At 37.3% G+C, this 26,319-nt stretch carries 26 protein-coding genes; 17 read left to right on the top strand and 9 right to left on the bottom strand.

The genetic code is table 11. The features are described 5' to 3' along the window. Window positions 1-9 precede the first annotated feature (9 nt). Together PMAL9190_RS08890 and PMAL9190_RS08885 are read left to right on the top strand one after the other, a co-directional pair. The gene (locus tag PMAL9190_RS08890; protein ID WP_087844972.1) at window positions 10-465 is read left to right on the top strand and encodes an outer membrane lipoprotein; all 456 of its coding nucleotides are present in this window, start codon (window positions 10-12) and stop codon (window positions 463-465) included. Window positions 466-888: 423 nt separating this feature from the next. Further along, on the top strand, window positions 889-2,175 hold the full coding sequence (locus PMAL9190_RS08885) for an MFS transporter (RefSeq protein ID WP_087844832.1): 1,287 nt from the start codon (window positions 889-891) through the stop codon (window positions 2,173-2,175). Window positions 2,176-2,266: 91 nt separating this feature from the next. Here PMAL9190_RS08885 and PMAL9190_RS08880 read toward each other — a convergent pair whose 3' ends face one another. From PMAL9190_RS08880 to PMAL9190_RS08870, 3 genes are all read right to left on the bottom strand, one after another. Beyond that, the gene (locus PMAL9190_RS08880) at window positions 2,267-4,246 is read right to left on the bottom strand and encodes a flavohemoglobin expression-modulating QEGLA motif protein (protein WP_087844831.1); all 1,980 of its coding nucleotides are present in this window, start codon (window positions 4,244-4,246) and stop codon (window positions 2,267-2,269) included. Then, entirely contained in the window at window positions 4,233-5,258 is a 1,026-nt protein-coding gene (gshB, locus tag PMAL9190_RS08875) for a glutathione synthase (protein ID WP_087844830.1), read from the bottom strand. Before gshB ends, PMAL9190_RS08880 begins: the two co-directional genes overlap by 14 nt. Window positions 5,259-5,385: 127 nt before the next feature. Beyond that, entirely contained in the window at window positions 5,386-5,736 is a 351-nt protein-coding gene (locus PMAL9190_RS08870) for a MaoP family protein (RefSeq protein ID WP_087844829.1), read from the bottom strand. A 221-nt stretch (window positions 5,737-5,957) separates the two neighbouring features. On the opposite strand from PMAL9190_RS08870, the gene hdfR reads away from it, so the two are divergent. Continuing rightward, window positions 5,958-6,818, top strand: coding sequence for an HTH-type transcriptional regulator HdfR (gene hdfR, locus PMAL9190_RS08865; protein WP_087844828.1), 861 nt, complete (start codon window positions 5,958-5,960; stop codon window positions 6,816-6,818). A gap of 226 nt (window positions 6,819-7,044) precedes the next feature. After that, window positions 7,045-7,209 (top strand): hypothetical protein, encoded by a 165-nt coding sequence (locus PMAL9190_RS20315; RefSeq protein WP_162840651.1) that lies wholly within the window; start codon window positions 7,045-7,047, stop codon window positions 7,207-7,209. A 134-nt stretch (window positions 7,210-7,343) separates the two neighbouring features. Here the strand turns inward: PMAL9190_RS20315 and PMAL9190_RS08860 are convergent, their stop codons facing one another. Continuing rightward, the gene (locus PMAL9190_RS08860) at window positions 7,344-7,793 is read right to left on the bottom strand and encodes an exoribonuclease R (RefSeq protein ID WP_087844827.1); all 450 of its coding nucleotides are present in this window, start codon (window positions 7,791-7,793) and stop codon (window positions 7,344-7,346) included. Window positions 7,794-8,089: 296 nt separating this feature from the next. On the opposite strand from PMAL9190_RS08860, the gene mrcB reads away from it, so the two are divergent. Then, window positions 8,090-10,408, top strand: coding sequence for a penicillin-binding protein 1B (mrcB, locus tag PMAL9190_RS08855; protein ID WP_087844826.1), 2,319 nt, complete (start codon window positions 8,090-8,092; stop codon window positions 10,406-10,408). A gap of 118 nt (window positions 10,409-10,526) precedes the next feature. Continuing rightward, window positions 10,527-11,078 carry an NUDIX hydrolase gene (locus PMAL9190_RS08850; RefSeq protein ID WP_087844825.1) on the top strand — a complete coding sequence of 184 codons (552 nt, stop codon included), beginning with the start codon at window positions 10,527-10,529 and terminating at the stop codon, window positions 11,076-11,078. A 47-nt stretch (window positions 11,079-11,125) separates the two neighbouring features. Here the strand turns inward: PMAL9190_RS08850 and PMAL9190_RS08845 are convergent, their stop codons facing one another. Continuing rightward, entirely contained in the window at window positions 11,126-11,542 is a 417-nt protein-coding gene (locus tag PMAL9190_RS08845; RefSeq protein WP_087844824.1) for an META domain-containing protein, read from the bottom strand. Window positions 11,543-11,882: 340 nt separating this feature from the next. Here PMAL9190_RS08845 and PMAL9190_RS08840 point away from each other — a divergent pair, with 340 nt between their 5' ends. From PMAL9190_RS08840 to PMAL9190_RS08825, 4 genes are all read left to right on the top strand, one after another. After that, entirely contained in the window at window positions 11,883-12,098 is a 216-nt protein-coding gene (locus tag PMAL9190_RS08840; protein WP_060996750.1) for a DUF3820 family protein, read from the top strand. A 14-nt stretch (window positions 12,099-12,112) separates the two neighbouring features. After that, window positions 12,113-12,652: a leucine-rich repeat domain-containing protein gene (locus PMAL9190_RS08835; protein WP_235004328.1), complete on the top strand. Its 540-nt coding sequence runs from the start codon at window positions 12,113-12,115 to the stop codon at window positions 12,650-12,652. A 1-nt stretch (window position 12,653) separates the two neighbouring features. Further along, complete coding sequence (gene gloA2, locus PMAL9190_RS08830) at window positions 12,654-13,037, top strand: SMU1112c/YaeR family gloxylase I-like metalloprotein (protein WP_087844823.1); 384 nt, start codon at window positions 12,654-12,656, stop codon at window positions 13,035-13,037. 115 nt (window positions 13,038-13,152) lie between these two features. Continuing rightward, window positions 13,153-13,944 (top strand): ParA family protein, encoded by a 792-nt coding sequence (locus tag PMAL9190_RS08825; protein ID WP_087844822.1) that lies wholly within the window; start codon window positions 13,153-13,155, stop codon window positions 13,942-13,944. Window positions 13,945-13,990: 46 nt separating this feature from the next. On the opposite strand, the gene PMAL9190_RS08820 is transcribed toward PMAL9190_RS08825, so the two are convergent. Then, the gene (locus PMAL9190_RS08820; protein ID WP_087844821.1) at window positions 13,991-14,833 is read right to left on the bottom strand and encodes a mechanosensitive ion channel family protein; all 843 of its coding nucleotides are present in this window, start codon (window positions 14,831-14,833) and stop codon (window positions 13,991-13,993) included. 300 nt (window positions 14,834-15,133) lie between these two features. Between PMAL9190_RS08820 and PMAL9190_RS08815 the strand changes: the two genes are divergently transcribed. Next, window positions 15,134-17,050 (top strand): DUF4832 domain-containing protein, encoded by a 1,917-nt coding sequence (locus tag PMAL9190_RS08815; protein WP_087844820.1) that lies wholly within the window; start codon window positions 15,134-15,136, stop codon window positions 17,048-17,050. A gap of 125 nt (window positions 17,051-17,175) precedes the next feature. After that, window positions 17,176-17,703 (top strand): rhodanese-like domain-containing protein, encoded by a 528-nt coding sequence (locus tag PMAL9190_RS08810; protein ID WP_087844819.1) that lies wholly within the window; start codon window positions 17,176-17,178, stop codon window positions 17,701-17,703. A 73-nt stretch (window positions 17,704-17,776) separates the two neighbouring features. Here PMAL9190_RS08810 and PMAL9190_RS08805 read toward each other — a convergent pair whose 3' ends face one another. Continuing rightward, entirely contained in the window at window positions 17,777-18,199 is a 423-nt protein-coding gene (locus PMAL9190_RS08805; RefSeq protein ID WP_087844818.1) for a DUF3010 family protein, read from the bottom strand. A gap of 298 nt (window positions 18,200-18,497) precedes the next feature. Between PMAL9190_RS08805 and PMAL9190_RS08800 the strand changes: the two genes are divergently transcribed. Both PMAL9190_RS08800 and PMAL9190_RS20310 read left to right on the top strand, forming a co-directional pair. Beyond that, on the top strand, window positions 18,498-21,392 hold the full coding sequence (locus PMAL9190_RS08800; RefSeq protein WP_087844817.1) for a M16 family metallopeptidase: 2,895 nt from the start codon (window positions 18,498-18,500) through the stop codon (window positions 21,390-21,392). Between the two features lie 188 nt (window positions 21,393-21,580). Then, a complete protein-coding gene (locus PMAL9190_RS20310; RefSeq protein WP_181315007.1) occupies window positions 21,581-21,718 on the top strand; it encodes a hypothetical protein in 138 nt (45 codons plus the stop codon). Between the two features lie 59 nt (window positions 21,719-21,777). On the opposite strand, the gene PMAL9190_RS08795 is transcribed toward PMAL9190_RS20310, so the two are convergent. Together PMAL9190_RS08795 and PMAL9190_RS08790 are read right to left on the bottom strand one after the other, a co-directional pair. Next, window positions 21,778-22,128 (bottom strand): hypothetical protein, encoded by a 351-nt coding sequence (locus tag PMAL9190_RS08795; RefSeq protein WP_087844816.1) that lies wholly within the window; start codon window positions 22,126-22,128, stop codon window positions 21,778-21,780. A 147-nt stretch (window positions 22,129-22,275) separates the two neighbouring features. Next, complete coding sequence (locus PMAL9190_RS08790) at window positions 22,276-22,614, bottom strand: cytosolic protein (RefSeq protein ID WP_087844815.1); 339 nt, start codon at window positions 22,612-22,614, stop codon at window positions 22,276-22,278. 443 nt (window positions 22,615-23,057) lie between these two features. On the opposite strand from PMAL9190_RS08790, the gene PMAL9190_RS08785 reads away from it, so the two are divergent. The 3 genes from PMAL9190_RS08785 to PMAL9190_RS08775 all read left to right on the top strand — a co-directional run bounded on the left by PMAL9190_RS08785 (window position 23,058) and on the right by PMAL9190_RS08775 (window position 26,308). Continuing rightward, window positions 23,058-23,339, top strand: coding sequence for a hypothetical protein (locus PMAL9190_RS08785; protein WP_065176763.1), 282 nt, complete (start codon window positions 23,058-23,060; stop codon window positions 23,337-23,339). Between the two features lie 89 nt (window positions 23,340-23,428). Beyond that, on the top strand, window positions 23,429-24,346 hold the full coding sequence (locus PMAL9190_RS08780) for an MBL fold metallo-hydrolase (protein WP_087844814.1): 918 nt from the start codon (window positions 23,429-23,431) through the stop codon (window positions 24,344-24,346). Between the two features lie 441 nt (window positions 24,347-24,787). Further along, on the top strand, window positions 24,788-26,308 hold the full coding sequence (locus PMAL9190_RS08775) for an ISNCY family transposase (RefSeq protein WP_087844813.1): 1,521 nt from the start codon (window positions 24,788-24,790) through the stop codon (window positions 26,306-26,308). Window positions 26,309-26,319 lie beyond the last annotated feature (11 nt).

Genomic DNA, 26,319 nt, shown 5'->3' with positions numbered 1-26,319 from the left:
AAAAAAGTCATGGTTGCAGTGGCAATGATGTTGTCATTAGGTGTTGTTGGCTGTGCTCAAAACCCTTATGGTGATGCTTACAATGTTGGTGAAGCACGCACAATGCAAACTGTTTCTACAGGCACGATTACCAAACTAGATGCTGTTACAATGAGCTCTGATGGCGAAAGTACGATTGGTACACTTGCAGGTGCTGCTATTGGTGGCATTTTAGGTTCAAAGATTGGTGGTGGTTCAGGTTCTGATATTGCCGCAATCGGTGGTGCTCTTGCTGGTGGTGCTTTAGGTAATAGTGCTGGTGATGCCGTAGGTAAACGCCAGGGTGTAAACATTGTTATTAAGCTAGACAGTGGACGTACAGTTGCGGTTGTACAGCAAGTGGATCCTAACATGATCTTCCGTGTTGGGCAGCGGGTTGATATCTATCAACAAGGAAGCACAACCCGTGTTGTTCCTGCAAACTAGGCGTAAAAGTTGATACATAAAAAAGGCAGTTTTTAAACTGCCTTTTTTATTGGCTACGATTTGAGAAAATGACACCAATGTTTATTTTTTATAGATTCGTTGCTACAAATGTTGAAAAAATGACGATTTTTTGTGTGTTGTTTTTATTTTTTTAACTGTAATAGAAGGTGTTTTTCGCAAACAATTATGCTGTGACTGATTCAAAAGCTGATCGTGTCATGCTGTTATTTTAATGTTTTAAGTTTTTTATTCTATAAAATGATATGTATTTTGTTTTTTATCTGGTCTGATAAGTGCGTTAATCTTGACTGTGAATGAATATTCCAAAGCTCAAATAGTAACCAAATAATTAAATTGTAACTAATTGTTTCAAAGAGTACGCTGTGCGCTTTCTAAAATTCCTCTTTGAACGATCCCTATTTGATGAATAATTCAAAACTAGATGCGACTTATAAACGCCTTCGCTGGCAAATAATCATTACAACGTTCTTGACCTATACCGTGATGTATATTTCAAGAAAAGCGTTTGCTGCAGCAGCGCCATTGTTAATGAAAGATCTCGGCATGACCATGGTACAGTTTGGTTTAGCCTCATCGATTTATTATATTCTATACGGCCTTTCAAAATTTAGTTCAGGCCTTTTAGCCGATAGAATTAATCCACGTTTATTTTTAGCACCGGTATTAGTGGTCATTGCCATTATTAACGTCGGTATTGGCATGACCAACAGCGTTAGTATGTTGCTAGCACTGTATTGCTTAACCGCTGTTGTGCAAGGTTGTGGTTTCCCTCCTATTGCTAAAGCAATCAGCCAGTGGTATTCAAAATCTGAACGTGGTGGTTGGTATTCATTATGGAATACATCCCACAATGTTGGTGGTGCATTGGCGCCGTTAATTGCTTCTGCTGTTATTGCTTATACGGGTAACTGGCGTTATGCGTTTTATGTGCCTGCAGCGATTACTGCAGTACAGGCCTTGATCGCCGCTATTTTGATGCGTGGTAAACCTGAAAACTACGGCTTACCAAATGTGGGTGTTTGGCGTAACGATACTAAGCAATTAGAGATCAATAAGCGCTCTGAAACAGGTTTATCAATGTGGGTAATGTTTCAACGCTACATTCTGACTAACCCTATTATTTGGTTAGCGATTGGCGGTGACTTATGTATTTATGTGATCCGTACTGTTTCAAGCGACTGGGTTAGCGTTTACTTTGTTGATGTACTGCATTGGGACCTCGTTCGTTCTAATTCATTAGTTGCTTGGTTTGAAGCCGGTGGTATTTTAGGCGGTCTGACATCAGGTATTATTTCCGATAAGTTCTTTGGCGCAGATCGCTGGAAAACAATTTTAATTTACTGCTTTGTATTAATTGCAGGTATGGTGGGTGTTGGTCTTACTATCCATATGAGCTACTTACTTGTTGCGGTATGTTTCTTCATTATTGGTGCTGGTATCTATGCCCCACAGATGTTGTTTGCGTTAGGTATTATTGAAGCTTCTCATGCTGATGGTGCGGGTGCTGCAACAGGTCTTAAAGGCGGTGTCACTTATGTTGGTGCTGCGCTTGCTGGTGCGCCAATTGCAATGATTGAAAAAGCATACTCATGGAATGGTGTGTTTGTATTACTTGCTGCTATTGCTGTTACTTTGGTTATTTTGACTTGTGTTATTATTCGTGTTGATAGTAAGCGATTACCACTGTAATTGATTAACTTATTAGCAAATAAAAAAGCGACCATCATGGTCGCTTTTTAGTCTCAATTGAAATATCAACTTCAGTGTTAATGTTTCACTATTAACGAATAGAATTTAGCATAAAGTCCATCACAGGATCGATATCAGCTTCGATCTCCAATGCTTTTGGCATATAGCTTGGCGCTTTTAAAATACCGCGCTCAATTAATTCATCAAGTAATGGCTTAAATTCAAACCCTGTTTTACCGATGAATAATGAGGTTAAGTCTTCTGTCTTATACGCCTGAATCGCATCTTTTAAGCCACGTAGATAGAGGAAGTCTTTAGTAAAACCACCACCACGATAAGCACGTGCTGTAATAGTAAACGCTTCGTCATCACACATCGCATAATCATGACGTAGGCTATTAAAACAGTCGTTAAAGCTATCGCCATTAACCATCATTTCTACGGCAACCACGCGTAACGCCAATGTTTTAAGGCGGTGCAGCGGGAAACTACCAGATAAGTGTTCACATAAAATTGCTAGACCTTCTTGAGTATGAGTGTTACCCGGTAAGCCTAATTGCAAAATTTTAAGTGGCTGTCTTTCAGCATTGACTGAAGTGACAAGGTGCACACCTAATTCATGATGGATCAATGCATCTAGATCGCCTTGAGTAAAGCGACTATTTGGATTGACCTTGATAACCTTGCCGCTCACCATTGCTCGTGCAATCAATTGCTTTGATGCAACCACTTTACAAGGGATGTCATATTCAGCCGCAGCCACTTTAAAGGCTTCTATTGCTTCTTTAGCACTGATATTCGCAGGTTGCTGCTCTTTATATTCACACGCATGCAAAATAAATTTAGCGTTGGCAATATCACGTTCATCTGGCTGACCGTAATAACGTAGCGAATTGTATAAAAATTCATCAGTACCAATGCTGCATAATAGGTCAATACGCACAGCAAGTTGATCGATAACTTTACGGTACATTTTTTGTACGTCAGCATCACGGATCGTTTCAACCGGCAAGCGATATAGTTGCTCACGGAATTTGTACGGATCCAAATCTAACTGACGGTAAGTAAACTGTGGCTGGTAGCTGTATGGCTTACTTAAAAAACGTCTTTTTTCTTGCTTGAGGTTAGTTGGATTAATATAGCTTAGGGTATTAATACCTCGCGCTATTTTATACAACTTACGATCGAGATTGATCACTTCTTTAGAAAGATTTGATGCAAGTACATCGCTACCAGTTAGCCCTTTGGCTTTGGTGCGCTTAGTGATCGTGAACGCAGCATGTTCCGTGATCACCGTCTTCATCGATTCTTTCAATTTTTCAATAACAAGAGGGTAGGCTTCACCGCCTTCTTCGTTCATGAAAATCTTTTTAACCTCAATCGGCATAATTAAGGTATTTTTGAAGTGCTGTTTAATAAAAGCAGCTTGGTAGCCAAGGCCTTTAAAAATATCATTTTCCAGTGCTGTCACATCAATGTTAGGCAGCTCAACATTGTTAAGCCCTTCTAGTAGCACATCAATTTCTTTGCGCCAGCGGCGACGATTGACCTGCATGGTCCCAACATTAAAGGTTGGTGTGGCAGTATCAACACGTTGGTAATTATACGAATGAATATCGTAAATTAAGCACAAACCAAATTGCAGCTCTAATGTTTCAACTAAGCATTGTAGAATGCGATAGTAACTCTGGTGTTTAGCCAAGGATATTTCACGTTCGGCATCACTTAATGGTGTTGACCAAACATTTTTTCCCCATGCATCATCGTAAATGCAGTTTTCAGGTGCACGATTGAGATCATACTCATAACGTGAATCTTCGCCTTGCAATACGATCGGCAATGAAGAGATGAAGTCGCCAGTAAAGGGATCTTCTTCAAAGTAACGTTCTTCTTCTGTCAACGCACATTGTGTTTGTAATGATTGACGCAGATTGTGGCCGTTATGGACCGCAGTTGCAATGTAGGGCTGATATTCACTAATGCGAATCATCAGGCTACCATCATCAAGATGTGCTTCAAATGGCGTAAGACTACGAATTTTTTCTAAAATTTCTAACTCAGTAAGCTGCATCTGCAATTACCTTCCGAAAATCATTTTTGCGGGCGATGCCAACTTCTTTAGCAACCACCACGCTTTCTACAAAATCAAGCACATTACGCTGAAGTTTCACGCGATTTAAACGGTTGATACGCGTAATACCACCAGGGCTTAGTACATTAACTTCCACTAATTTGCCGTTAATAACATCTAAACCAACGAAGTAAAGGCCATCGCGTACCAATTTAGGGCCAATGTGCTTACAAAGTGCTAATTCTTGTTTGGTTAAAACGTGTTTTACTTCACGACCGCCAGCATGAATATTTGAGCGTACATCGCCTTCTGCAGGAATACGACGCATAGCACCAATAGGCTCACCATTTAGCAGCATAATGCGTACGTCACCTTGCTCTGCGCCTTCAATGTAGTCTTGCAGAATAACGTAGTTCTGATCATCGCCGATGTAGAAATCAAGCAGTGACTTCACACTTGATTTCGCACTTTTTTCAACCAAGATCACGCCTTTACCGCCGTAGCCGTTTAATGGCTTAAGAATCATACGATCTTGTGGTGACTCATCAAGAACACGCTCAAGGTAATCACGGTTTTTAGAGACGTGAGTAACAGGAATAAATTCTTTGTTTGGATCGGGTAATGACGCAGTATAAAGTTTGTTATTTGCGACACGTAGACCATCAATATCGTTAACAATAAAGGTATGGTCACGCACTGAATCCAAAAAGTTCAATGCCATCGTATCTAATGGTGGGTTAGCACGCATAAAAATAACGTCAAAGCCTGCAAGTGGTAACTCGGCGTTATTAAATTCAGCTTTACGGTAGAAGCTTGGAATATTGTTTGAGACTTCACCCTTTTTTAATACGTTACAGAAAGCAATTGCCATACTGTCGCGCATGGTTAAGTTACTCGGTGTTGTAATTGCAACCGTGTGACCGCGGCTTGCGGCTTCATGAATCAAACGTAAAGTAGAATCACTTTCTGCTTCAACGCGTTCCCACGGATACATAACAAAACAAATTTTCATAGCTATACCAAAAAGAGGCCTGTTAAATTATTTTACAGGCTAATATAAAGAAATAAGCCATCACACTAAGTGGGATGGCTTCATTTTATTGGCGACTGTTTTGAAAATCCGTTTCTAAAAGTGATTATTAATAATCGAGATCGTTATCACTATCGCTATCATCATCCTCACCATATGAGCCCGTTGTGTGAGCCCGTTGTGAAACACATAATGTATAACTACGTGTTTTATGAGTGGTGTGGTTTAGGTATTTAATCCAGCATTTTCCAAACTCAGATACAGCTTGTTGTTGGCCCTGAACTTCAGCTAAAAACTGAGTTTCTGAGTCATCAATTGGCTGTGTAGTGCCGTCAAATAGGGCGCGCATAGTACGTCCATAGTTTTCTAATACGCTGGTTTCACTAATAGTAAAAACTCCAGAGCGATTAAAGCCGCGTGGGAAGTTTTTATCGTCGTAAAATTTACCTTCACTTCTCATTCATAAAGTCCTTGATGTGATTTGAGCAGATATTTATCCAGACTTGCAAGGTTGTAAATCAATTATTTTTTATTGTTAAGATGAAAATATTTGATTAATATTCAACGCTAATAGGTTGTACTATTTCGATGGATATAACCATTGAATCTATTCGCGATATAATGACTTATATATACCGTTATTTTTTAATTTAACCTACTCTTATTATTGAGAATTTTGCCGTGGATACAGAATTACTTAAAACGTTCTTGGAAGTTACCAAAACACGTCACTTTGGTCGTGCTGCCGATAACTTATATTTGACGCAATCTGCCGTTAGTTTTCGTATTCGCCAACTTGAGTCACAATTAGGTAATCCGTTATTTTCTCGTCAACGCGGAAATGTGCACCTTACTGCTGCAGGTGAACGTTTGCAGCCTTATGCTGAAGCTATTTTGCAAACCTGGGGGCGAGCAAAACAGGATGTAGCCTTAACAGATAGTTTAAATACGCAATTGACGATTGGTGCATCACCGTTATTTTGGGAATTTGATGGTATTTCTGCTTGGATCAATCGTATTTACGCGACAGTACCAGGGCTTGCTTTACGTTTAGAATCTGTCAAGCGAGAAGGAATGGCGAAACGTCTGTTTGATAAAAGTATTGATTTGTTTATTACCAGTGAGCCGCCAAAAATTGAAAACTTGCATGTTCAAAAAGTACGCGATTATCAATTACAGTTAGTGACGAATCAGCCACATTGTAATGTGCACAGTGTGCGTGATATGCCACTTATTTATCTTGATTGGGGCACACGATTCTCAGTCGAGCATAGCCGTATACCTGAATTACAGCGGACGCCAGTATTACATAGCTATTCTTGCAAGATGGCGCTTGATTATATTCTGTCTAATGGCGGTGTCGGTTATTTCCCTTCACCAGTTGTTGCAAGCAGTACTGCCTTAGGCGAATTGTATGTTGTTGAAGATGCACCAATTATGGAGCAGAGCCTGTATGTGGTGTGGCGTGAAGATAATGATAAAGAGGCATTAATTAATGCAATTATCGATGTACCATTCAAGAATGTGATCGAAAGCATTTGATTGAAAGCTTTTGTTGTTACCAGCAAAATAACTTGTTGTACGGAAGTGAATTCCTGAATTAGTCTAAGAAAAAATGCTACTAGGGTAAGAAACAATGAACCATGGACCGGATTGTCTGTCATGTTTTTTACATTAACTTAGTACTGTTTTGTCACAATAGAACATTACAATTGCCTGTGTTCTATTTTAATAATTATCTACTCTGGATGTAGTTCAGGAAACGCAAATGGCTAAGTTAAACCAAAAATTTCACAAAGGCAGCAAATCAAAATTCAATTCTGAGTTTGGAGATGATTTTCAGGATTTAGATCTGCAATCTCGTGGTAAGAAGAAACGTCGTGTGACACGTTCGCGTTTCGATAGTCCGGAGTATAGCGATTTCGATTATTAATAGTGATCTGCAATTCACGGTAAAGATCGGCAATTAAGCATTAAAAAAGGCGTACCTAGAAGGGTACGCCTTTTTGTTATCTAGCATCACAGTATATAAGCTGTGACGATCGATCATATGAGAGATCGCTTTTATTAATTTTTTTGTTCACTTAAGCTAGCATAGCGGTGCAATAACTCTGTTAACACACTGACCCAACCAAACGCATTATCAGGTGCGTTAGTAAGAATTTGTTCAACTTCCGCACAATGCTGCTCTAGAGTAACCGCTTCTTCAAGCTGAAAAGAAATAGCATAAAAATGCCATAACAATAAGCGGATCATACGCTCACTGTTTTGTTGAGCGTTATCAGAATCAGAAAACGCAATATTCACTTCCCCTAATGCAATTGCCGTCATTCGTAACATCGCATCAAATTGGGTTGATTTTAAACGCTCTTCACTGTCAATTTCTTCTTGATCAAAGGTAAAGATTTCCTGCATCACATCTTCTGGTACCATACGACCTATTACACGAAGGCTAAATTCTTCTAATTCATGACGTGGCATGGTTAAAAGACAGTTTAAAGTATAATCACGTTGCATATAATTTCTCGCAGATACCACGACGCCGATCAGGATTGATCCAAGGCGAATAAATAAAGATGGGTATTTTGGAGTATTTAGGCTCAAAAGGCTAATAAAACTCAAGCTGATAGATTAGCCGTAAAATATCTGACAACGTGATGACAACCAAATTTATATATTAAGTTATAGTATTTCTATTTTAAAACCAGTATGTAGACACTGGTATCATCAAGCGAATACTTTTACCAATATACGTTGGCTGCCACAGAGATATATAAAGTGGTTATGACAAATTTATTACATTGAACAGGCTTATGACGTCAAATAATCAACAATCACCTTCGCAAGTACCCCCAATGAAGAAAAAACGTAGTGTTATTGTTCGTGCCTTAATTGGTGCAACACTAATAGGTACTGCGGGTATGGCTTATTTAGGTTATGACCTAAACCAACAAATTAGTGCTAAGTTTGCTGGTCAGTTATGGCAGTTACCTTCCGTTGTCTATGCGCGTGAAATGGCATTACAGCCTGGTGCACCAATAACCTACAATACGTTGGTGAATGAACTTAAAGTTTTAGGTTACCAAAAAGTGGCTAAGCCTGATCAGAGCGGCGAGTATGCAGCTAATGGTTGGAAAGTTGATTTTGTACGTCGACCATTTAACTTTAAGGAAGGCCCTGAAGGCGCGCGTCATGTTTCAGTGTCATTTAATAATGACGGTATAACCCGCATCATGGATGTAGATTCGAATAAAGAGCTGGGCTTTTTACATATCGATCCCAAGATGCTTGGTATGCTTGAAGCACATTCTGAAGAGCAACGTATTTATTTACCTGAAGATAAAATGCCAAAACTACTCGTTGCGGGTTTAATCGATACTGAAGATCGCCATTTTTATGAGCATGATGGTATTTCTTTAGTCGGTATTGCGCGAGCATTTGTTGCCAATATTAAAGCGGGTCATACCGTACAAGGCGGTAGTACGCTAACGCAGCAGTTAGCAAAAAATATGTTTTTAAGTAGTCAGCGAACATTTTGGCGTAAATTTAAAGAAGCTTACATGGCGATCATTATTGATACTCGCTATGGTAAGCAAGAAGTGCTTGATGCTTATATGAACCAAGTTTATTTGGCTCAGTTTGGTAGCCACGGTATACATGGTTTTGCATTAGCCTCACGTTACTATTTTGATCGCCCATTATCAGAGTTGCGGGTTGATCAATTAGCATTGTTAATTGGTATGGTAAAAGGGCCAACCTATTACAATCCTTGGCGTCACCCCGAGCGTGCTAAAGAACGCCGAAATATCGTGTTAGAGTTAATGAATAAAGACGGTGAAATAAGTGATAAAGCTTATCAAGCCGCGATTAAACTGCCGTTAGATATTCAGAAAAAAGGCCAACTGGCTAAACGTCAACCTGCCTATTTTGACCAAATTAAAGCAGAACTAGAACAAAAAGCAGGCGCTGCGTTTGAAGCTGGTAAAGGTTTACGTATATTTACTTCACTGGATCCTCAATCACAAAAATTAGCTGAAGCAGCAGTGACTAAAGTGATGCCTGAAGTACAAAAGCGTGCAGGTAAAGATTTACAAACAGCGGTGGTAATTGTTGATCGCACCACAGGTGAAATCCGCGCCATGATAGGTGGGGATAAACCCGGATTTGCAGGTTATAACCGTGCGATAAATGCTCAGCGCCAAGTTGGTTCAGTGATTAAGCCAGCGTTATACCTTTCTGCATTAGAAGATCCGGCACGATTTAGTTTAGCAAGTTCGTTAAAGGATCAGCCGTTATCGATTAAGATGCATGATGGCGCAACATGGAGCCCACGTAACTATGATCGTAAGTATCGTGGTGAAGTGCCTTTATTTGTTGCATTGGCGAAATCGTATAATGTACCAACGGTTAATTTAGGCATGGCAGTCGGTGTCGATAAAGTAACAGATACACTGACCAAATTAGGCATTCCACGTGATGATATTCCTCAAGTGCCATCATTATTCCTTGGCTCAATAGCATTGTCGCCGTTAGATGTGGCTCAAATGTACCAAGGTATTGCCAATGAAGGTTATTTAGCGCCATTAACCGCCTTAAATGCGGTAGTTGATGAAAATGGTAAGGTGCTATATCAAAATTGGCCTAAAGCGGCTGAAGTTGTGCCACCACAGGCGGCATGGTTAACAATGTTTGCATTGCAAGATACCGTTAAATTTGGTACCGCGCATTCATTGAATAAATTGTTCCCTAATACCCATTTAGCAGGAAAAACTGGTACCACTAATGATGGTCGTGATAGCTGGTATGTAGGTATTGATGGCCGTGAAGTGGTGACTGTTTGGATGGGGCGTGATGATAATAAGAGTACTCACCTGACAGGCGCAAGTGGCGCATTACGTCTTTACACTGACTATATTAAGCACCGTAAACCTGAGCCATTATTGTTACGTCAGCCAGCGAATATTGAAGCTGAAAATTATAATATCGCCGCTGATGGTGAATACATTCCAAGTTGTACTGGTAACACAAGAATGCCTATTTGGGATCCGCATGGTGATCTTAGACAGAATTGTCAGGCTGAAAAAGTGAAGCATAAAGTTGAAGGGTTCTTCAATAAACTGTTTAACTGGTAACTAAGCACTTACTATCTTTAAGCCTCCTTTACCGGAGGCTTTTTTATGCCAATTAGATTCGTTTTATAATGGCTAATTGGGTAGAATATTCGTCTAAAATTTAAATGAGTAAACAGCAATGCGTTTTTTAACATCGTCAGTTCATGCTGATCTAATCAATACCGATCTTCACTCACCGACATTGACGATATATCACCGCCAAGCAGCACGTGCAATTGTACTTAATGGTGACAATATTTTGATGCTATATACTGCCCGTTATGATGACTATACCTTACCTGGTGGCGGTATTGATGCAGGCGAAGATCAGGTTCAAGGATTAATTCGAGAATTAGAAGAAGAAACGGGGGCGACCAATATTCATGATATCGAACCGTTTGGTTTATATGAAGAATTTCGGCCTTGGTATAAACCTGAACATGATATCGTCCACATGGAATCATTTTGTTATGTGTGCAAAATTGATCCGCAATTAGGGCAAACAAGGTTAGAAGACTATGAAAAGAAAAATGGTATGAAACCGGTGTGGATCAACATTTATAGCGCAATAGCGCATAATGAAAAGACGATGCAAGAGTCTGATAAAAAGGGGATGTCGATTGAGCGAGAAACCTTTTTATTGAAGCGTATTGTGGCTGAATTATTAGTGACACCTGTTGCACCGCTATAAAAAGAAAAGCCACAATAATCATAGTATTATTGTGGACAATAATCGTGTTATTTGTTTTCGACGCGTTTAAAAGTAACTGTGTGGTTAGCTGAACTTAAAATCAAAGTATTATTGTTGACTAAAAATTTAGATGGTCCAGTAAGCATTTGTTTTACGAAGCCATCAACAGTCGCTTGTTCATTTTGAATGCACATTTTTTGAGTCGATGCTAAATTTTTAGTCGTCAGATCTTGAGCTGTGAGGCGTATTTTACCTGTTAATGTATTACAGCCTGAGTAGCTAACATTAAGGTTTTTATTAATCTGTAGTTTTGGCTTGGTTGCCAAGGCGTCGACAGGTTGGGTATAACCATCGATAGAACTCACTGTCCATGTGTTAACAAGATCCGCTGCATTTTTATGTGAGCTTGCACAACCCGTTAATATGGTTGCAATAAATAGTGTTGTTAGTAGCGTTTTTCTCATGGATATTCTCTTAATCTTATGTGTGGTTTTATTTTAAGGTGTTGAGATTTAAATGACTTTTGTTATTGGTAATCAGTAGATAAGTAGAATTACAAAAAGCGTTAGTTGATTACCGAGTATATCCGTTTGGTACCACTGAAAAAACGGACGCTAAGTGTGACAAAGATCGCGAAAAATGTAAATGTTCAGTTGTTAAATTATAGGCTATTAATCAAGTAAATTTTTACCGATATGCGCAGTTTTTTATATCGTAAGTTATGCAATATCCACATAAGTCAGCGGCTTGTCATTATTTGTAATGACAGCCATAAATAGCTTTTAATCTTGTTGGTGTACCGTTATGTTTCAAAAACAACATCTGATTCAATTAGCAAATATGAAAATGCCATTTGGGAAATATGCAGGTCGAGTTCTCATTGATTTACCAGATGAATATTTATTATGGTTTCAAAAAAAAGGTTTTCCAGAAGGACAGTTAGGAATACTAATGGCACTAGCATTAGAGTTCAAAATCGAAGGATTAGAGTCAGTTATTCGTCCACTACGACAAGATTAATAAAGGAATAAAGAGTGAATAATCGCCGTATATGGTCAGGCATGGTTGCTATTATCATTGGATCACTACTGGCTGGGTGTGCGCAACAAGTGCGACCGACGCTTACGTCGTTAACATTTATTGACCCAAATTTTAAACGTTGTGTATTTGCACAAGGTAAAAAAAATATCGATCAAATTACAACATTAAAATGTAGTCATTTTAATATTCGAGATGCACGAGAGGTGCGTTTTTTTCCTCATTTAACAACATTAGATTTGTCATCAAATCAATTAACCTATATTGATATTAGTCATAATCCACAATTACAGGTGCTAAGTGTTGAACACAATAAATTAGCCCATTTAAATATTAGTCATAATCGACAATTAAAGATTGTTAATGTTAGTTTTAACCGTTTAAAAACATTAGATGTTAGTCATAATCCTTTACTGACCTACTTAAATTATGGTGCTACATTAATCAAACATGTCGATATTCGTCATAACCCTCATTTGATTGCGCCTTTTCAAATGATCAACGTACCTAATGGTCCGACAATAACGGAAAAGTAATATGCTAAAAGCCATTCATCATGTCGCGATTATTTGTAGTGATTACTCACGTTCAAAAGCGTTTTACTCACAATTACTACAATTAGAAATTATTTGTGAAACTTACCGTGAAGATCGTGATTCATATAAATTAGATCTAAAATTGCCAGATAATAGTCAAATCGAATTATTTTCATTTAATGGTGTTCCCCAGCGCCCGAGTTACCCTGAAGCTCAAGGCTTACGCCATTTAGCTTTTGCTGTTGATGATCTCGCTTTGACTGTCGATTATCTGCAACAGAATGGGGTTGAGGTTGAACCGATTCGTATTGATGATTTGACCGATAAAGCGTTTACTTTTTTTAGTGATCCTGATGGTTTGCCATTAGAGTTGTATCAGGTTTAATAAATAATCCGCCAACTGTATATACAATATTGATTCAAATGATATCTTTAACTAACAACTATATGCATGAGTGTGTATAGTTGTTGATAGTTATCGATGATCAGGGATGAAATGAATGCGCAGGATTATTTTTAATCAAAAGGGCGGAGTAGGTAAATCGAGTATTACTGTTAATTTAGCTGCAATTAGTGCAGCTAAAGGCTATAAGACATTAGTGATAGATTTGGATGTTCAAGGTAATAGTAGTGCTTATTTAGGGATTGATATTAATCAACCTAATGATAAAACCATAGCAGAGCTGTTAAACCAAACCGCATCATGGTTTGGAGTCTCGACACCTATTAGTCATTACCCTCAAGCTACAGCTTACGACAATTTATTTATCATACCTTCCAGTCCAAAGCTTGATAAATTAGAAATTGAATTAGAGCGACGTTATAAAATATATAAACTCCGTGATGTTCTTGATGCGTTAGAGAATGATTTTGATAGGATTTATATTGATACGCCACCGAATTTAAATTTTTATACCAAGTCAGGGTTAATTGCCGCTCATAAGCTTCTTATTCCTTTTGATTGTGATAATTTTTCTCAGCAAGCGTTAATTAAAGTTATGGATAATTTAGCTGAATTGCGTGATGATCATAATCGCAATTTAGAGCTAGAAGGGATTGTGGTTAATATGTTTAACGCACAAGCAAAGTTTCCTCGACAGATTATTGAAGAGATAAAAACGCTTGGCTTTCCTATTTTGACGCCTTATTTACCGCAATCTATCAAAATGAAAGAGTCACATTACCAACAGCGTCCAATGCTACATTTGGATCCTAAACATAAATTAACGGAACAACTTATTGCGTTATATGATGGCCTTGAAGCTGCTGTAACAATCAATACTAATATATAGTTTAAGAGTAAATTAATGGTAATTCGAATTGAATTACCATTAACAATTATGCGGTTACTGGAAAAGTACGTTCATATTCTTCCATAAAATCACGACGAATATCTTGTTCAAGGTGGGTTGCACGCTCTGTAGGACAGAAAATCATAAAATGAACAATTTGTTCGCCAGTTGTAGAGCTACTGATATGGATATGAGGCTCAGAACCAGGAAGATCGACACCTGCATGTTTTTCAATCACACTATTATAACGGCGAGCGACATCAATAAAGTCTTCACAGTGTAGATCAATTTTAGTAATAATTGTCGGCAATAAAGGATAGAGGTTAACAAAGTCTCTGACGACGATAGAAAAGTTATGATAAACATAGCGTTTCATAAAGTTGAGATTTTTCACTGGATAAGTAAAAAACATACTATTAGGTAACGTCGCAGTTTTGCCAGTGTAGTGGTATTGCCCATGATGGAGGTCTATCTCTTGGATAACAGTAGCCATCATATTATGTTCTATTACTTCACCACATATTTTTCCCACTTCAATCCAATCACCAATGCGAAAAGAGCGTGAACTGGCGCGTTGTATTGAACCAGTAAAGCAAAGAATGATCTCTTTTGAAGCAACAACAATAGCAACAGCAATCGCTGTTACTGATAGTGCAAATTCATTGATTTCTGAACGCCATAATAGAAATAGCACTACGAGGGTTAAAGTAAAGGTACCGTTTTTAGTACGAGACATCCATTTTCGTTGTGTTTCTGTAACGAAAAACTCATCACCACGTACTTGAGACAGGATAAGACGTCGAACAATAGCGATAATTGCTATTATTAATACGCTAAAAAGGAGTTTATTCATCAATAAATAGGTGAATATTTCAGTTATTATATCCATGAATCCCTTTATGTTTATGGTTTTAAAATATTAATACAACAAAAGTATCATATTTTCATGCTTAAACGCAGTAATAAATTTATTTTTTTATAGTTATCTCATTTATATATAAATGATAGTTGTCACTGATAGTTAAGAGATATTCTTATGATTTATAAATTTTTATAGTTGTTTATCTTTGCTCGTTTGTTTTTTTTATATCAAATAATGACCATTCGCATTTTAATTATTTGTTTTATTAATATAATAGCGCGTTAAATACAATCATTGTTTGTTTTCCCACTTATTATAGAGCACGAGATGAGTTCAACATTACTTTCATTTTTAATTGCGTCATCTGTATTAAATCCAACGGTTAATAATAATCAGACACATAATATAAATGTAGAAAATAACTTAATGACAGTTATTCCTAAACCAAGTAACAAAGTATTAACTAATCCGGGTATTGGTTTTACTGAATTACAACGCGTTGTGAGTAATGATCCTGAAAATCCTTTTTATGAAGATAAGCCAATTCTTTCTTATCCTGATACAAGTACTATGTATTATCGTTGGTATTGGGATCAATTAACAACGGCAACCGATCCGCAGTTAAATAAACAAATGCTTGAGGAAAAAATTGATAGTGTTTTAAAAATTGCAGCGACAGTCAATAAAAAGGTAGTGATTCGTTTTATGGCGTTACGTGGTAAAGATGATCCTATTTATGATGCTGACGTGAATAAAGATAGTAGTGGCATCCCTTGCTGGTTAGTTCAAGAATTATATGGCCATGGTTTGCATGGTACTAGCTGTCATTTATCTGATAAAGAAGCAGTAAGCATGTTTAAAAACCCGTGGTTTATTCATCGTATGAAGCAATTTCTTGATGCTTTGGGTAAACGTTATGATAATAATAAGACATTATTACGGATTGATATGGGGATGGTTGGAACCTGGGGAGAATGGAATTTTTCAGGTTATGCACCTAAAACGAGCCATAGCGTAGGCTTAGGTGATAATGGCTATACATTACATGATTTAGAGCCATACATTAATGAATTATCTGACGCTTTTCCTCATACACCAAAAACGATGTTAGGAACAAATAAAGGGGATTTTCTGAGTTATGCGACGAGCCGTGGTTTTGGGTGGCGAGTTGATTGTCTGGGAGATTGGGGGTCAGGTTGGAATGAAATGCAAGATGGTTATCCTGGATTAATTGCTCATGCATCAGATATAAAAACAAATGCAGCACCTGATTTTTTATTTAATCAACGTTGGAAACAATCAGCGGTTGATTTTGAAATTTGTCAAAACTCACTTCAAGACTGGAGTAATATTAGCAACCCATTACACCTTAGCTATGATCAAGTTCAACAAACATTTGATTTTGCGCTAAAACAGCATGCATCATTGATTAATGCAAAATCTCAACCTATTCCTGATATATACCAACCTTTGGTTACCGATTTTTTAAATAAATTAGGTTATAGGTATCAACTCAATGAGATTAGTTATAGTCAAAATGTTCCTCAAAATGGAACATTAATCATTAACAGCCAATGGCAAAACTTAGGTGTTGCACCAAGTTATACAAATTATCCTGTGACATGGAGATTACGTACAGCAGACGGTAAGATTGTTGGTTACTATACTTCTCAGGCTGATATTAAAAACTGGTTACCTGCTGATGATTATGAAGATCAGTCTCCGATATATAACGTATCCGATCATTTCGACCTTGGTAGTCAAATAGTAAAAGGCCAATATTTTCTTGATGTAGGATTAGTTGAGAAAAACACCCATAAAGCGAAAGTGTTATTAGCTAATGATACCAAAATGACAACAGACGATGGTCAATCTTATGTTGCCATTAATAAAAATAATGATGAGGTTGATCATCAAAACGTATCGAATAACAGTGGCCAATATGTCCCTGATACTCGTGGTCAATATATACCGGACGATCGTGGTCAATATGTCCCCGACACTCGTGGACAATATGTACCTAATTATCACAATCAAGAACTACTGAAAAATCAATCTCAAAATACACGAGATAAAAACAGTAATAGTATCGAGAATTATATTAATAATTATGGTGTTTATTTACAGCGCCACAAATTTAATCATATTCCATATTTATTTATAGATAAACACAGTGAGCAATATATTAAGCAACAAAATAATATCGGTCGCTGGCATGAAATAGCAACGGTTAACGTGATTTAGCCATGGTGTGGAGCCAGCATATTGATACGGTTTTATTCGCTGATTATTAATTGTTTTATTAACGTATACAAAGCGTTAAAATCCAGAGCATACTGTCATTATTCAATACAAATAGGGATGTAATAATGCATATATTTACCGATCGAAAACATATCATTCTTGATACTCGTTCAGAAAAAGAGTTTATTGAACATCATATTGAAAATAGTGTTTTTGTTGGTTTTCACGGTGCAGGGTTTAAATATTGGTTAGAGCTTCTATTACCAGATAAAAATATTGATATTGAAGTGATTTGTGATGAACAAGATTGTCAAAAAATTGTATCAACCATAACTGGTTTGGGGTATAAAAATGTTGCTGTGATGACAAACCTAATCAAAGCTGCGCCATTAGCGACGATTTCATCGTTATCAAATGTGGATCAGGAAGTATTAGATTTACGTCAAAGTGATGAATCTCAAACTGATAGTGACTATTTACCCGTGGCTGAAATTATTCAAGCTAAGCCTAAGTATAGTGAATCTGCTTACATCGCGCACAGTGATAGCAGTTATCGTTCTTTGATTGCTGTTTCACTATTAAAATTGTTGGGGTTCTGTAAATTAATATATGTTGATAAGCATGAACTTGAACAACAAAAAAGATTAAAATAATAGGTATTAGTTTGATGAAATAAAACAGAAGTGCATAAAACACTTCTGTTTTTTTATCGGTTTTATTTGTTAATTAACGACCAAGAAATGCATAACCCGTTGTGAATGCAGCTTCCTGGAATTGACGTAAACCAGTTGCACGGAAATCAATTGCCATTGGATTGCGCTTTAATTTCTCTTTGATGTCAGCATTAGACATGAAGTTAACATCAAGACCATCAATTAACTGAATAGCTGATTCAAGCTTGAAGCCGACTGAGCTTCCTGCAAATTTTCCGCGTGTTTCGCGAGTACGGATCACTACTTTTTCAACTTTGTAGTCATCAAGTAGTTTCTTAAATGCAAATTGGAAATCTCTCATTTTTTGGTTATCAAGAGAATTATCCATGATGAACTTCTGAGTACGACACTCTGGAATGCCGATCATTCCGCCATCTAAAGTTAATAGGCAAATAACAGCTTCATTACTGCGTAGTTCAACTGAACAAATTTTCATGTTTATACCTGAATCATAATATTTTGGTCGTTATTGTAGGCTAAAAAGCGATGAGCTGTTAGTGCCGATTGCATTTTTATCGTTGTTTGAGTTAGCGCAGTCTAATGAGTGAGCCTTCGTAAAGACCAATCGATGCCGGTGACTAACATGAATAACCTCAGTAGACGTAATTTTTTGTAACGATACATGTTGCATGATTTTATGATGAACTTTATCGCAAAAATCAAATCATTCGAAGATTACTAAAAAAGTAACATGAATAATTACTACAAGGTATTTAACATGTGAAGTGGTAATAGTGGCAATATTTAATGATTATTTAAGCATAATATCGGTTCTTTTTTGTAGAAAGAATCGTGCTGATACAGTAGAGCTAGATGCAGTTAGTAATGATATGCAGCCTTCCGTGAAGCGAGCAATCATGCACTTAGGGCTATTATTGATCGTCATGGTTGTTTCAAGTAATGCAAGAGCCGACAGTAATCATTCATTATTACCTCAAGATCCAGCTTGGATCACTGGTAAACTGATTACGGGGTTTACATACCATATATTGCCAGTTGATGAGCAAAGTGATCGAATACAGTTATATCTACGCATTAAAGCAGGCTCTGTACAAGAAACAGAACAGCAACAAGGTTATGCTCATCTGCTTGAACATATGGCTTTTAATGGCACAAAAAATTTCCCTAAAAATAAAATCATAAGACTCTTTGAGCAAGCAGGTTTAGTGTTTGGTCGTGATCTTAATGCGTTTACGAGTTTTGATAATACAGTCTATCAATTAAGTATTCCTGAAGGTAACGAGCTATTATTAAAACAAGTTTTGCAATACTTGGCTGATATAAGCTATCAGATAAATTTAAATCAAGCTGAAATAACGAAAGAGAAAGGCGTTGTTCAAGGTGAAATTTATGCTCGTGCTAATTTATTAGATAATCCTTATATCGCATATATGGATAATTTTGGTGAAGGGACTAAATATCAATACCAGAAAATAGTAGGTACAGTAAATAGTATAGAGAAAGCGACACAAACCGGCCTTAAAGCATATTATAATAGCTGGTATCACCCTGAAAATGTTGAACTTTTAATTGTGGGTAATGTAAAAGAAAATACGACAGTTCAGTTAATTAATGAATACTTTTTAGCGTTTAAAGGCGATCATCAATTACAGCTAAAACAGCCACACCGCATACCTAACTTCAAGCAAACTCCTTTTACAGTCGCGAGTCCACAGATAAAAGTAGAAACCTCATCATTGGTATTTAATTTGCCTGATTACAAATATAAAACGTATCATGATGATTATAAAAATAGATTAATTGTTTTTGTAAATCAATTGCTCAATTATCGGTTAACGCGAACTAATGAGTTGAAAAAAATGCCCTATAATCACGCATTTTCTTATATAGGTACACCTAATGATGGCGGCAATAAGTGGGTTTATTCATTGGGTGTTAATCATGATAACTCTTTTAAAAATAGAAGCGGAGCAATAAAGTTTTTAGCAAGTGAAGCTGCAAGATTACAACAATATGGTTTCACAAATGAAGAGTTTAAGCAGCAAAAAGCGTTATTAGCATCACAGACAAAAAACGCCAATATTGATTATAGAAATAAAAAATCAGTAGATATCATCAATGAAGCGTTAAATTCATTAATGCATAATAAAACCAATATTTCGCCATCTTTAAATAATATTTTAGCGAATGAGTTTTTAGCTAAAATACGCTTAGATGAGATAAATAAATTTACGAGTGAAACACTGGTTAAACCACAATTTAGTGCATTTTATACCCAAGGGTCTGGGACGCAAGATACCGCCAAAATTATTGCTGGCATTCAGCAGACACTTTTGACTAAGCAGAGTCTGCCTAATGATAATTTGGTCATTGCGAGTAAAGCATTAATCGCCAACTTACCAGCCGTAGGCAAAATTGTTAAGAGCAGTGAACATCCTCAATATTATATGCAAGAGTTACATTTAGATAATGGTGTCGCAGCTTTATTACAGCCCGATTCCAGTGCCAATGGAAAAGTGTATTTAGAATTTTCAGCCCCAGGGGGCATTACAGCGCTTGATCCTAAAAGTAGAGCTGCAGCTGTTGCGCTTACAGATATATATTTGAACAGTGGCTTGGCAGAGATGACAGGTCAGCAAACAGCCCAATTATTTCAACTCAATAATACTCAGTTAACGCCTTATATTAGTAATACTACCCAAGGCTTCACTATTGAAACGGCAGCAGACAAATTAGAGTTTGCGATGTCGAGCATTTATGCCGCAATGTTGAACGGAAAAATTGATGACACCGTGTTTAAGCATGTTAAGCAATCAATGATTCAATGGACGAGAAATAATGATCCAAACTTTCAATCCATAACCAAGGGAGATTTGTTTTCACATAACCCTTATGAAGGTAAGTTATCACTTAAACAGTTATATGATCTTGATAAAGACAACGTTGAAGCTGTATATAAGCAGTTATTTGGTCATGCAAATGGGTATAAATTAACGTTGATTGGTGATTTTGAGCCGTTGCAAGCTAAAGCTTTAATAGCAAAATATATAGGTAGCTTACCAAAAGGTAAAAAACACCAATATACAATTAAAAAACAACCCGTTTTAAATAAGAAGGTTAGTTTAAAAAGGGCAATTAATAAATTAGATCGTGCTGATCTCGTCTTTGATTTTATCTTTGAGGCCACTGAACCTAATATTAAGGATATATACGCATCAGATCTTATATCTAGGGTTTTACAGCGAAAAATGGTTAACAATGTTAGAGAAGAACTATCGCTGACTTATTCGCCTAATGCTTGGTGTGGCTCTGCAACCCCAGGAAGTAATTATGCTCGATGTCAGATTAATGTAGTAACGGATAAAAAAGATGCTGATAAAGGCGTTGAGGCGGTAGAACTTGCTCTAAAAGATCTTTATCAAACTGGAGTCTCACAGTCTGAGTTAGATGAACATAAAAAAGCGTTAGTTTTAGCGATGCTTGATAATGATAAATTTCCGCAGCAGCGGGCTCGGTTTGTTCACCGAGATTTTATTAATGGTTTTCCTATTGGGTCGGTATTAGAACCGCAAGCAGTGGTTGACGAGATTGATAAAGCTTATATTGACTTACTAATAAACCGTTATCTAAAAGATGCTGGGCAAGTAACCTTAACTGTATTGCCATAACGGTGTTTTAGTTAAATAAGGAATATAAAACCAGAAAATAGTTCCATATTTTTATATCCACGACGTTTTTAATCAGTGTTATCTCATCGATAATAGTGAAATAGGGAAGGGAATAATCACAGTTGTTCTGTTTTTCTTGACGGCACTTTTTAGCAAACTAAGTATAGTTTCTATAGAGGAGAGTCATTATGACTACCACCAATGTGATGTCGCAGTTTTTCCTTCAACGTCTTAATGATACTGAAAATAAAGAAGAATATGATGCAATAGTCAAAATGCTCACATTATGTAATTGGGTACCACGAGCTAAAGATGAAGAGCAATAAGCGTGCAGTACAAAAGCAGCCAATAAAGAACACTATTGGCTGCTTAAATAATATTCGTATTAGCTACGCTTAGCTGGCGTGTATGAGCGGCCTGCAGCTTGGTAGGTTTCTTTATCGTTAATTTCAAATGTAGTGTAGAAGAACCATGCGATAAAACGCATTAATTCATCATTAGCATTCATTACCCATTCGGCAAACTCTTCTTCTTCACCTTGGTCGTTTTCTTGAGTGAAAACGTGGTAAATACGCTGTTGTCCGTCGATGTCAGCAACACTAAAGTGACCAATCATTGCTGCTGCTGTTTCTGCAATTTCAGGCTCTTCACTCTCTTTTAATGCATTTAGGATCGCTGAAACGCTATCGAGCTCTGCTAATTGTTTTACTAAAATCTCAAATTCTTCTTGTTGCATGATGTTGTCTCTTCATTTTACATATAATGGCTATGATAACCTCATTCGTAAATAGAACCAAAATGTTCGATGAGTATGAGGTACATACGAAGGTGAAATTCGAGTATTCTTTGCCAATACTTTTGAGCTCACGTGACTGAATATTTTTCAGTCCATGCGAGTAATAAAGGTTTGCTCGTCATCCACAAAAGCCACAAAGCCACCGTGATAGATAAACACGCGACCACGCCCTTCAACTACGCAAGCAAGCTGTGGGCTCAAATCATCTTGATTATTCTTAGTTTGAAATATGCCAGTATCGGTGATTACACCGCTAAGTGTCGGCAAATAGCCATAACTGCGCTTAGCTTGATCTATTAGGCTCAATTCGCTGGCAGTCGAGAAGTAACTGGGGATTGCACCCGCATCTTCGACAAATAACGTTTTTAGTTCTTCAAAAGCGGTGATCACCAACCAGTCGATGTCGTTAACGTGATGGATAAACATAGAGTGTCTCGATAATTCTGATGCGCAGATTCTACCACTATTAGAGGCCGAATAGGGGAGTGATTTGAGGCTCAAGGTGGTAGTTAAGGTACGACAGAATCGGTTGGTGATCACAGAATTGATCAAACGTTCTAACAAGCTTTTGCCCCAAAACTGTTTAGATCAAATACTCATTCATATCGTGTTAACGTGGTTTTGGATTAGTTTTATTTACATATTCATACGCTAACGCTAATCAGGCTGATTTAATCCATTTCTTACTATTTTCATTTCATATAAACATATTGAAACAAAATAATGTAATCAAGCTCATGATATTTATGAATTAAAGTGATTATGATTGTAAGACTTTAGAGGCATTCTTTTACGTGAAAGTAAGATTGCCTACTAATAAGCTGTTAGCTCCTATTCTGATATCACCAATAAATAAGGATGTATATAAATTGTCTCAATACTTAAAGTTAGGCGATGACCAATCGCCTGTGCGATTAACTCCGTGCGGTGAAAATGGTGCTTTTCAAGTTATAGGTGGTTGCGTTTGGGCAAAAGCTGAAGATGAAATTACCCCTGACTCTTTACGTTCAAGAGTCGAGCCTTGGTTAACTGCACTTTTTCAATCTGAACACCTTAATTTACTTGTTGGTGCAAAAACGAACCTTGCTCTACAGAGGCGACAAATATCTCAAGTTGCTCTATTGTCCATTGAATTTTGTTCATCTATCTAAATTTCAGATAGGTTCTATCTTGATGGAATGTTAGTTAAAGATAAGGATGTATTCAATTAAAACTTTCAAGTTATCATCAAGAGAATAGAATGATTAAATATATAAAAAACTCACGATTTATTGCAATTGTCTACGCTATGTTTCTCAGTGGATTTATACAACCAACATTTGCAGAAGATGAAGTGTCTAAAAGAGCATCAGGTGATTGGTATAAAGTAAGTCAGATCTCTGATAATACATATATGATAGAAGAGCCACAGAGCAGTCAATATAATATTAGTTATTTAATAATTGGTAGTGAAAAGGCTCTCATGCTAGACACTGGTTCTGGTGAAAATAAAAACAAAAGCAAGCAAACAATTTCAACCGTAATTAAAAGTTTAACAGACAAGCCAATTACATTGTTAATGACACATTTTCATTTTGACCACAATGCTAACATTGAAGAGTTCGACAATATAGCTTTTGCAAATATTAAAGATATTCGTGACAAAGCAATTGATGATAAAACTTATTATTTTTCATCTAAAGAGTTAGCTTTTGGATCCTATCCAGAAAAAACAACTGTTCATGAATGGATAGATCTTGATACAAATATTGACTTAGGGAGTAGAATTATCAAGATATCGAGAGTTAGAGGTCATACTGATGATAGCATAATCGTAATTGATGAAAGCAGGGAACTTGTTTTTACAGGGGATACTCTTTATAACGGGCCGTTGATTGTCTTTGGCAAAGAAAATTATGACCCGTATATCAACACAATCAACATAATGAAAGAAAATTTTAATGATTCATTCTCATTTTATGGTGCACATGGTGATTCAAATTTAGGTGGGGGAATGAACTACTCCTTGTTGAATAAGGTTGAAAGCCTCCTTAGATGCGCAAAGATAAACACATGCGAACATACGGAAAAAATTTCAGAGACTTTAAGCGGTCATCTATTGAATGGGGATTTCTTCCTCAATGACGGCGTATCTTTAATTATACTGGATACACACTAATTCAGACCAGATCTGACTGTTACACACTTTTCGACTTGGTGGCCAAATTAACTATGCCACTTCATAGACGCAAAATTCAAAATAGTGAAACTAGCACATAACAAATAAGAATATGTGTCGCGCACCCGACACCTATCCGAAGTGTTGGACAAGCCTAAGCCACTTTATATAAGTAAATATTGATAGTACGTTGGATAGCGATATTGAAGTTTGCCATTACTTTTTCTAATAACTATCAACTGAGATAGAGTTGATAGTCTAACAAGATTCTGTCCAACAACGAGCTAGCTATTTTGGCTAGCTCAATGTGATCACCAAGCGATTCTGTCGTATCGTAATTACCAAGCGACTTTGTCATTACGATAACTACCAAGGGAATATGTCGGGACTCAATTAGCTTATCTTTTAAAGTAATTAATTAGACTTTAGAAGGAGCTAAGGATGTTCTATATGGATTCTAAATCTCAATTCACTGTCGATATCATTAGCAAAGTTATTGATGGCAAAATTACCATCAATAGTGCTACTCAATTGCTGCAAAAATCACGAAGAACCGTTGAGCGTTACTTGCGGCGTTATCGCAAAGAAGGGATTCGATTTGTGATTCATGGCAACACTGGCCGTGCTCCAATTAATAAAATGCCTGATTCACTCAAAAAAGAGGTTCAGCGCCTCATCCAAAAGAAGTATTACGATTTTAATCTTCAGCATCTCTCAGAGCTTTTAAGAAAGAACGAAGGTCTCTCGATTAAACGTGAGACCTTGCGCTCTTGGGCGCATGAGATTCACCATGTCAAGCGGGCTAAGCGTCGTAGAACTCGTGTCAGAAAGTATCGAGAGCGTATGGGGTTACCTGGACTCATGCTTCAAATGGATGGCAGTCCTCATCGTTGGTTCGGTGATGGAAAATCTTGTTTGATTGCTATCATTGACGACGCCACCAGTGATATTCATGCGCAGTTTTTCCCCTCTGAAACCACTGAAGGATGTATGAAGGTCATGCGTGCTTATATCGAAAAACGTGGCGTTTTTAAAACGTTGTATGTCGATAGAGCGGGTATTTTTGGCGGTCCTAAACGCAGTAATTTTTCTCAAATGCAGCGTGCTTGTGAAGAGTTAGGTATCGAGATTATTTTTGCAAACTCCCCTCAAGGGAAAGGACGTATTGAGCGTGTCTTCGACACGTTCCAAGATAGGCTTGTTCCCGAATTGAGGTTCAACAATATCACTGATATGGAGAGTGCAAATCGTTATTTACAAGAAGAGTTTATTCCTAATTACTGGGCAAAAAATCTGATGGTTCAAGCCGTTAGTGCTAGATCAGCATTCAGGCCTTTGCCGCCAGACTTAGACCTAAATAGTATCTGTGTGCAGAAAGAATATCGTACGATACGTCGAGATCATACCTTCAGCTTCGACAGCAAAATGTACGTCATTGACTCGCCAGTGCGTTACTCCATAGAGAACCAAAAAGTAGAAATCCGCTGCCAGTTTGATGGCACATTCTCAGCTTACTTCGGTCATCGAAGGCTTGATATTACAGAATTGGTCGAACCGCGAAAATGCCATGAATACGGTAAAGAGGTTCAGCGAAAACTTGAAGCGCTCGAACTTGTAGAGCAACTCGGTAGTATCACTAAAGCTGCACGTATCTTGGGTTGCTCACGCCAGACACTATATACCTATCAGCAAGTCATGGAAGAAGAAGGCCCTTTAGGCCTTAAGCGCATAAATAAGCCATTGAAGCGCAGTAAAAACCGTATACCTGAGCATGTTGAGAATAAGATTATTGAGCTGACATTATTAAACCCTCATGGGACAGCCATACAACTGATGAAAGTGCTTAAAGAGCATGATATTACGGTGAGTATCACTACTATCCAGAACATCTGGAAGAGAGAGCAGCTGAACACCAGAGAGCTTAGAATCAAGCGTTCTCAATCAATGAATATAGAAGTATGAGGAAAAAAAAT

This window comes from Photobacterium malacitanum (genome assembly GCF_900185615.1).
Lineage (GTDB): Bacteria > Pseudomonadota > Gammaproteobacteria > Enterobacterales > Vibrionaceae > Photobacterium > Photobacterium malacitanum.
The sequence above is the reverse complement of the archived record's forward strand: the minus strand, read 5'-3'. Positions and strand labels throughout refer to the sequence as shown.

Excerpts from the sequence above, each read along its gene's own strand:
- PMAL9190_RS08890 (WP_087844972.1), top strand. The coding sequence starts at position 10 with ATGGTTGCAGTGGCAATGATGTTGTCATTAGGTGTTGTTGGCTGTGCT.
- PMAL9190_RS08885 (WP_087844832.1), top strand. The coding sequence starts at position 889 with ATGAATAATTCAAAACTAGATGCGACTTATAAACGCCTTCGCTGGCAA.
- PMAL9190_RS08880 (WP_087844831.1), bottom strand. The coding sequence starts at position 4,246 with ATGCAGCTTACTGAGTTAGAAATTTTAGAAAAAATTCGTAGTCTTACG.
- gshB (WP_087844830.1), bottom strand. The coding sequence starts at position 5,258 with ATGAAAATTTGTTTTGTTATGTATCCGTGGGAACGCGTTGAAGCAGAA.
- PMAL9190_RS08870 (WP_087844829.1), bottom strand. The coding sequence starts at position 5,736 with ATGAGAAGTGAAGGTAAATTTTACGACGATAAAAACTTCCCACGCGGC.
- PMAL9190_RS20315 (WP_162840651.1), top strand. The coding sequence starts at position 7,045 with ATGGCTAAGTTAAACCAAAAATTTCACAAAGGCAGCAAATCAAAATTC.
- PMAL9190_RS08860 (WP_087844827.1), bottom strand. The coding sequence starts at position 7,793 with ATGCAACGTGATTATACTTTAAACTGTCTTTTAACCATGCCACGTCAT.
- mrcB (WP_087844826.1), top strand. The coding sequence starts at position 8,090 with ATGACGTCAAATAATCAACAATCACCTTCGCAAGTACCCCCAATGAAG.
- PMAL9190_RS08850 (WP_087844825.1), top strand. The coding sequence starts at position 10,527 with ATGCGTTTTTTAACATCGTCAGTTCATGCTGATCTAATCAATACCGAT.
- PMAL9190_RS08845 (WP_087844824.1), bottom strand. The coding sequence starts at position 11,542 with ATGAGAAAAACGCTACTAACAACACTATTTATTGCAACCATATTAACG.
- PMAL9190_RS08840 (WP_060996750.1), top strand. The coding sequence starts at position 11,883 with ATGTTTCAAAAACAACATCTGATTCAATTAGCAAATATGAAAATGCCA.
- gloA2 (WP_087844823.1), top strand. The coding sequence starts at position 12,654 with ATGCTAAAAGCCATTCATCATGTCGCGATTATTTGTAGTGATTACTCA.
- PMAL9190_RS08825 (WP_087844822.1), top strand. The coding sequence starts at position 13,153 with ATGCGCAGGATTATTTTTAATCAAAAGGGCGGAGTAGGTAAATCGAGT.
- PMAL9190_RS08820 (WP_087844821.1), bottom strand. The coding sequence starts at position 14,833 with ATGGATATAATAACTGAAATATTCACCTATTTATTGATGAATAAACTC.
- PMAL9190_RS08815 (WP_087844820.1), top strand. The coding sequence starts at position 15,134 with ATGAGTTCAACATTACTTTCATTTTTAATTGCGTCATCTGTATTAAAT.
- PMAL9190_RS08810 (WP_087844819.1), top strand. The coding sequence starts at position 17,176 with ATGCATATATTTACCGATCGAAAACATATCATTCTTGATACTCGTTCA.
- PMAL9190_RS08805 (WP_087844818.1), bottom strand. The coding sequence starts at position 18,199 with ATGAAAATTTGTTCAGTTGAACTACGCAGTAATGAAGCTGTTATTTGC.
- PMAL9190_RS20310 (WP_181315007.1), top strand. The coding sequence starts at position 21,581 with ATGACTACCACCAATGTGATGTCGCAGTTTTTCCTTCAACGTCTTAAT.
- PMAL9190_RS08795 (WP_087844816.1), bottom strand. The coding sequence starts at position 22,128 with ATGCAACAAGAAGAATTTGAGATTTTAGTAAAACAATTAGCAGAGCTC.
- PMAL9190_RS08790 (WP_087844815.1), bottom strand. The coding sequence starts at position 22,614 with ATGTTTATCCATCACGTTAACGACATCGACTGGTTGGTGATCACCGCT.
- PMAL9190_RS08780 (WP_087844814.1), top strand. The coding sequence starts at position 23,429 with ATGATTAAATATATAAAAAACTCACGATTTATTGCAATTGTCTACGCT.
- PMAL9190_RS08775 (WP_087844813.1), top strand. The coding sequence starts at position 24,788 with ATGTTCTATATGGATTCTAAATCTCAATTCACTGTCGATATCATTAGC.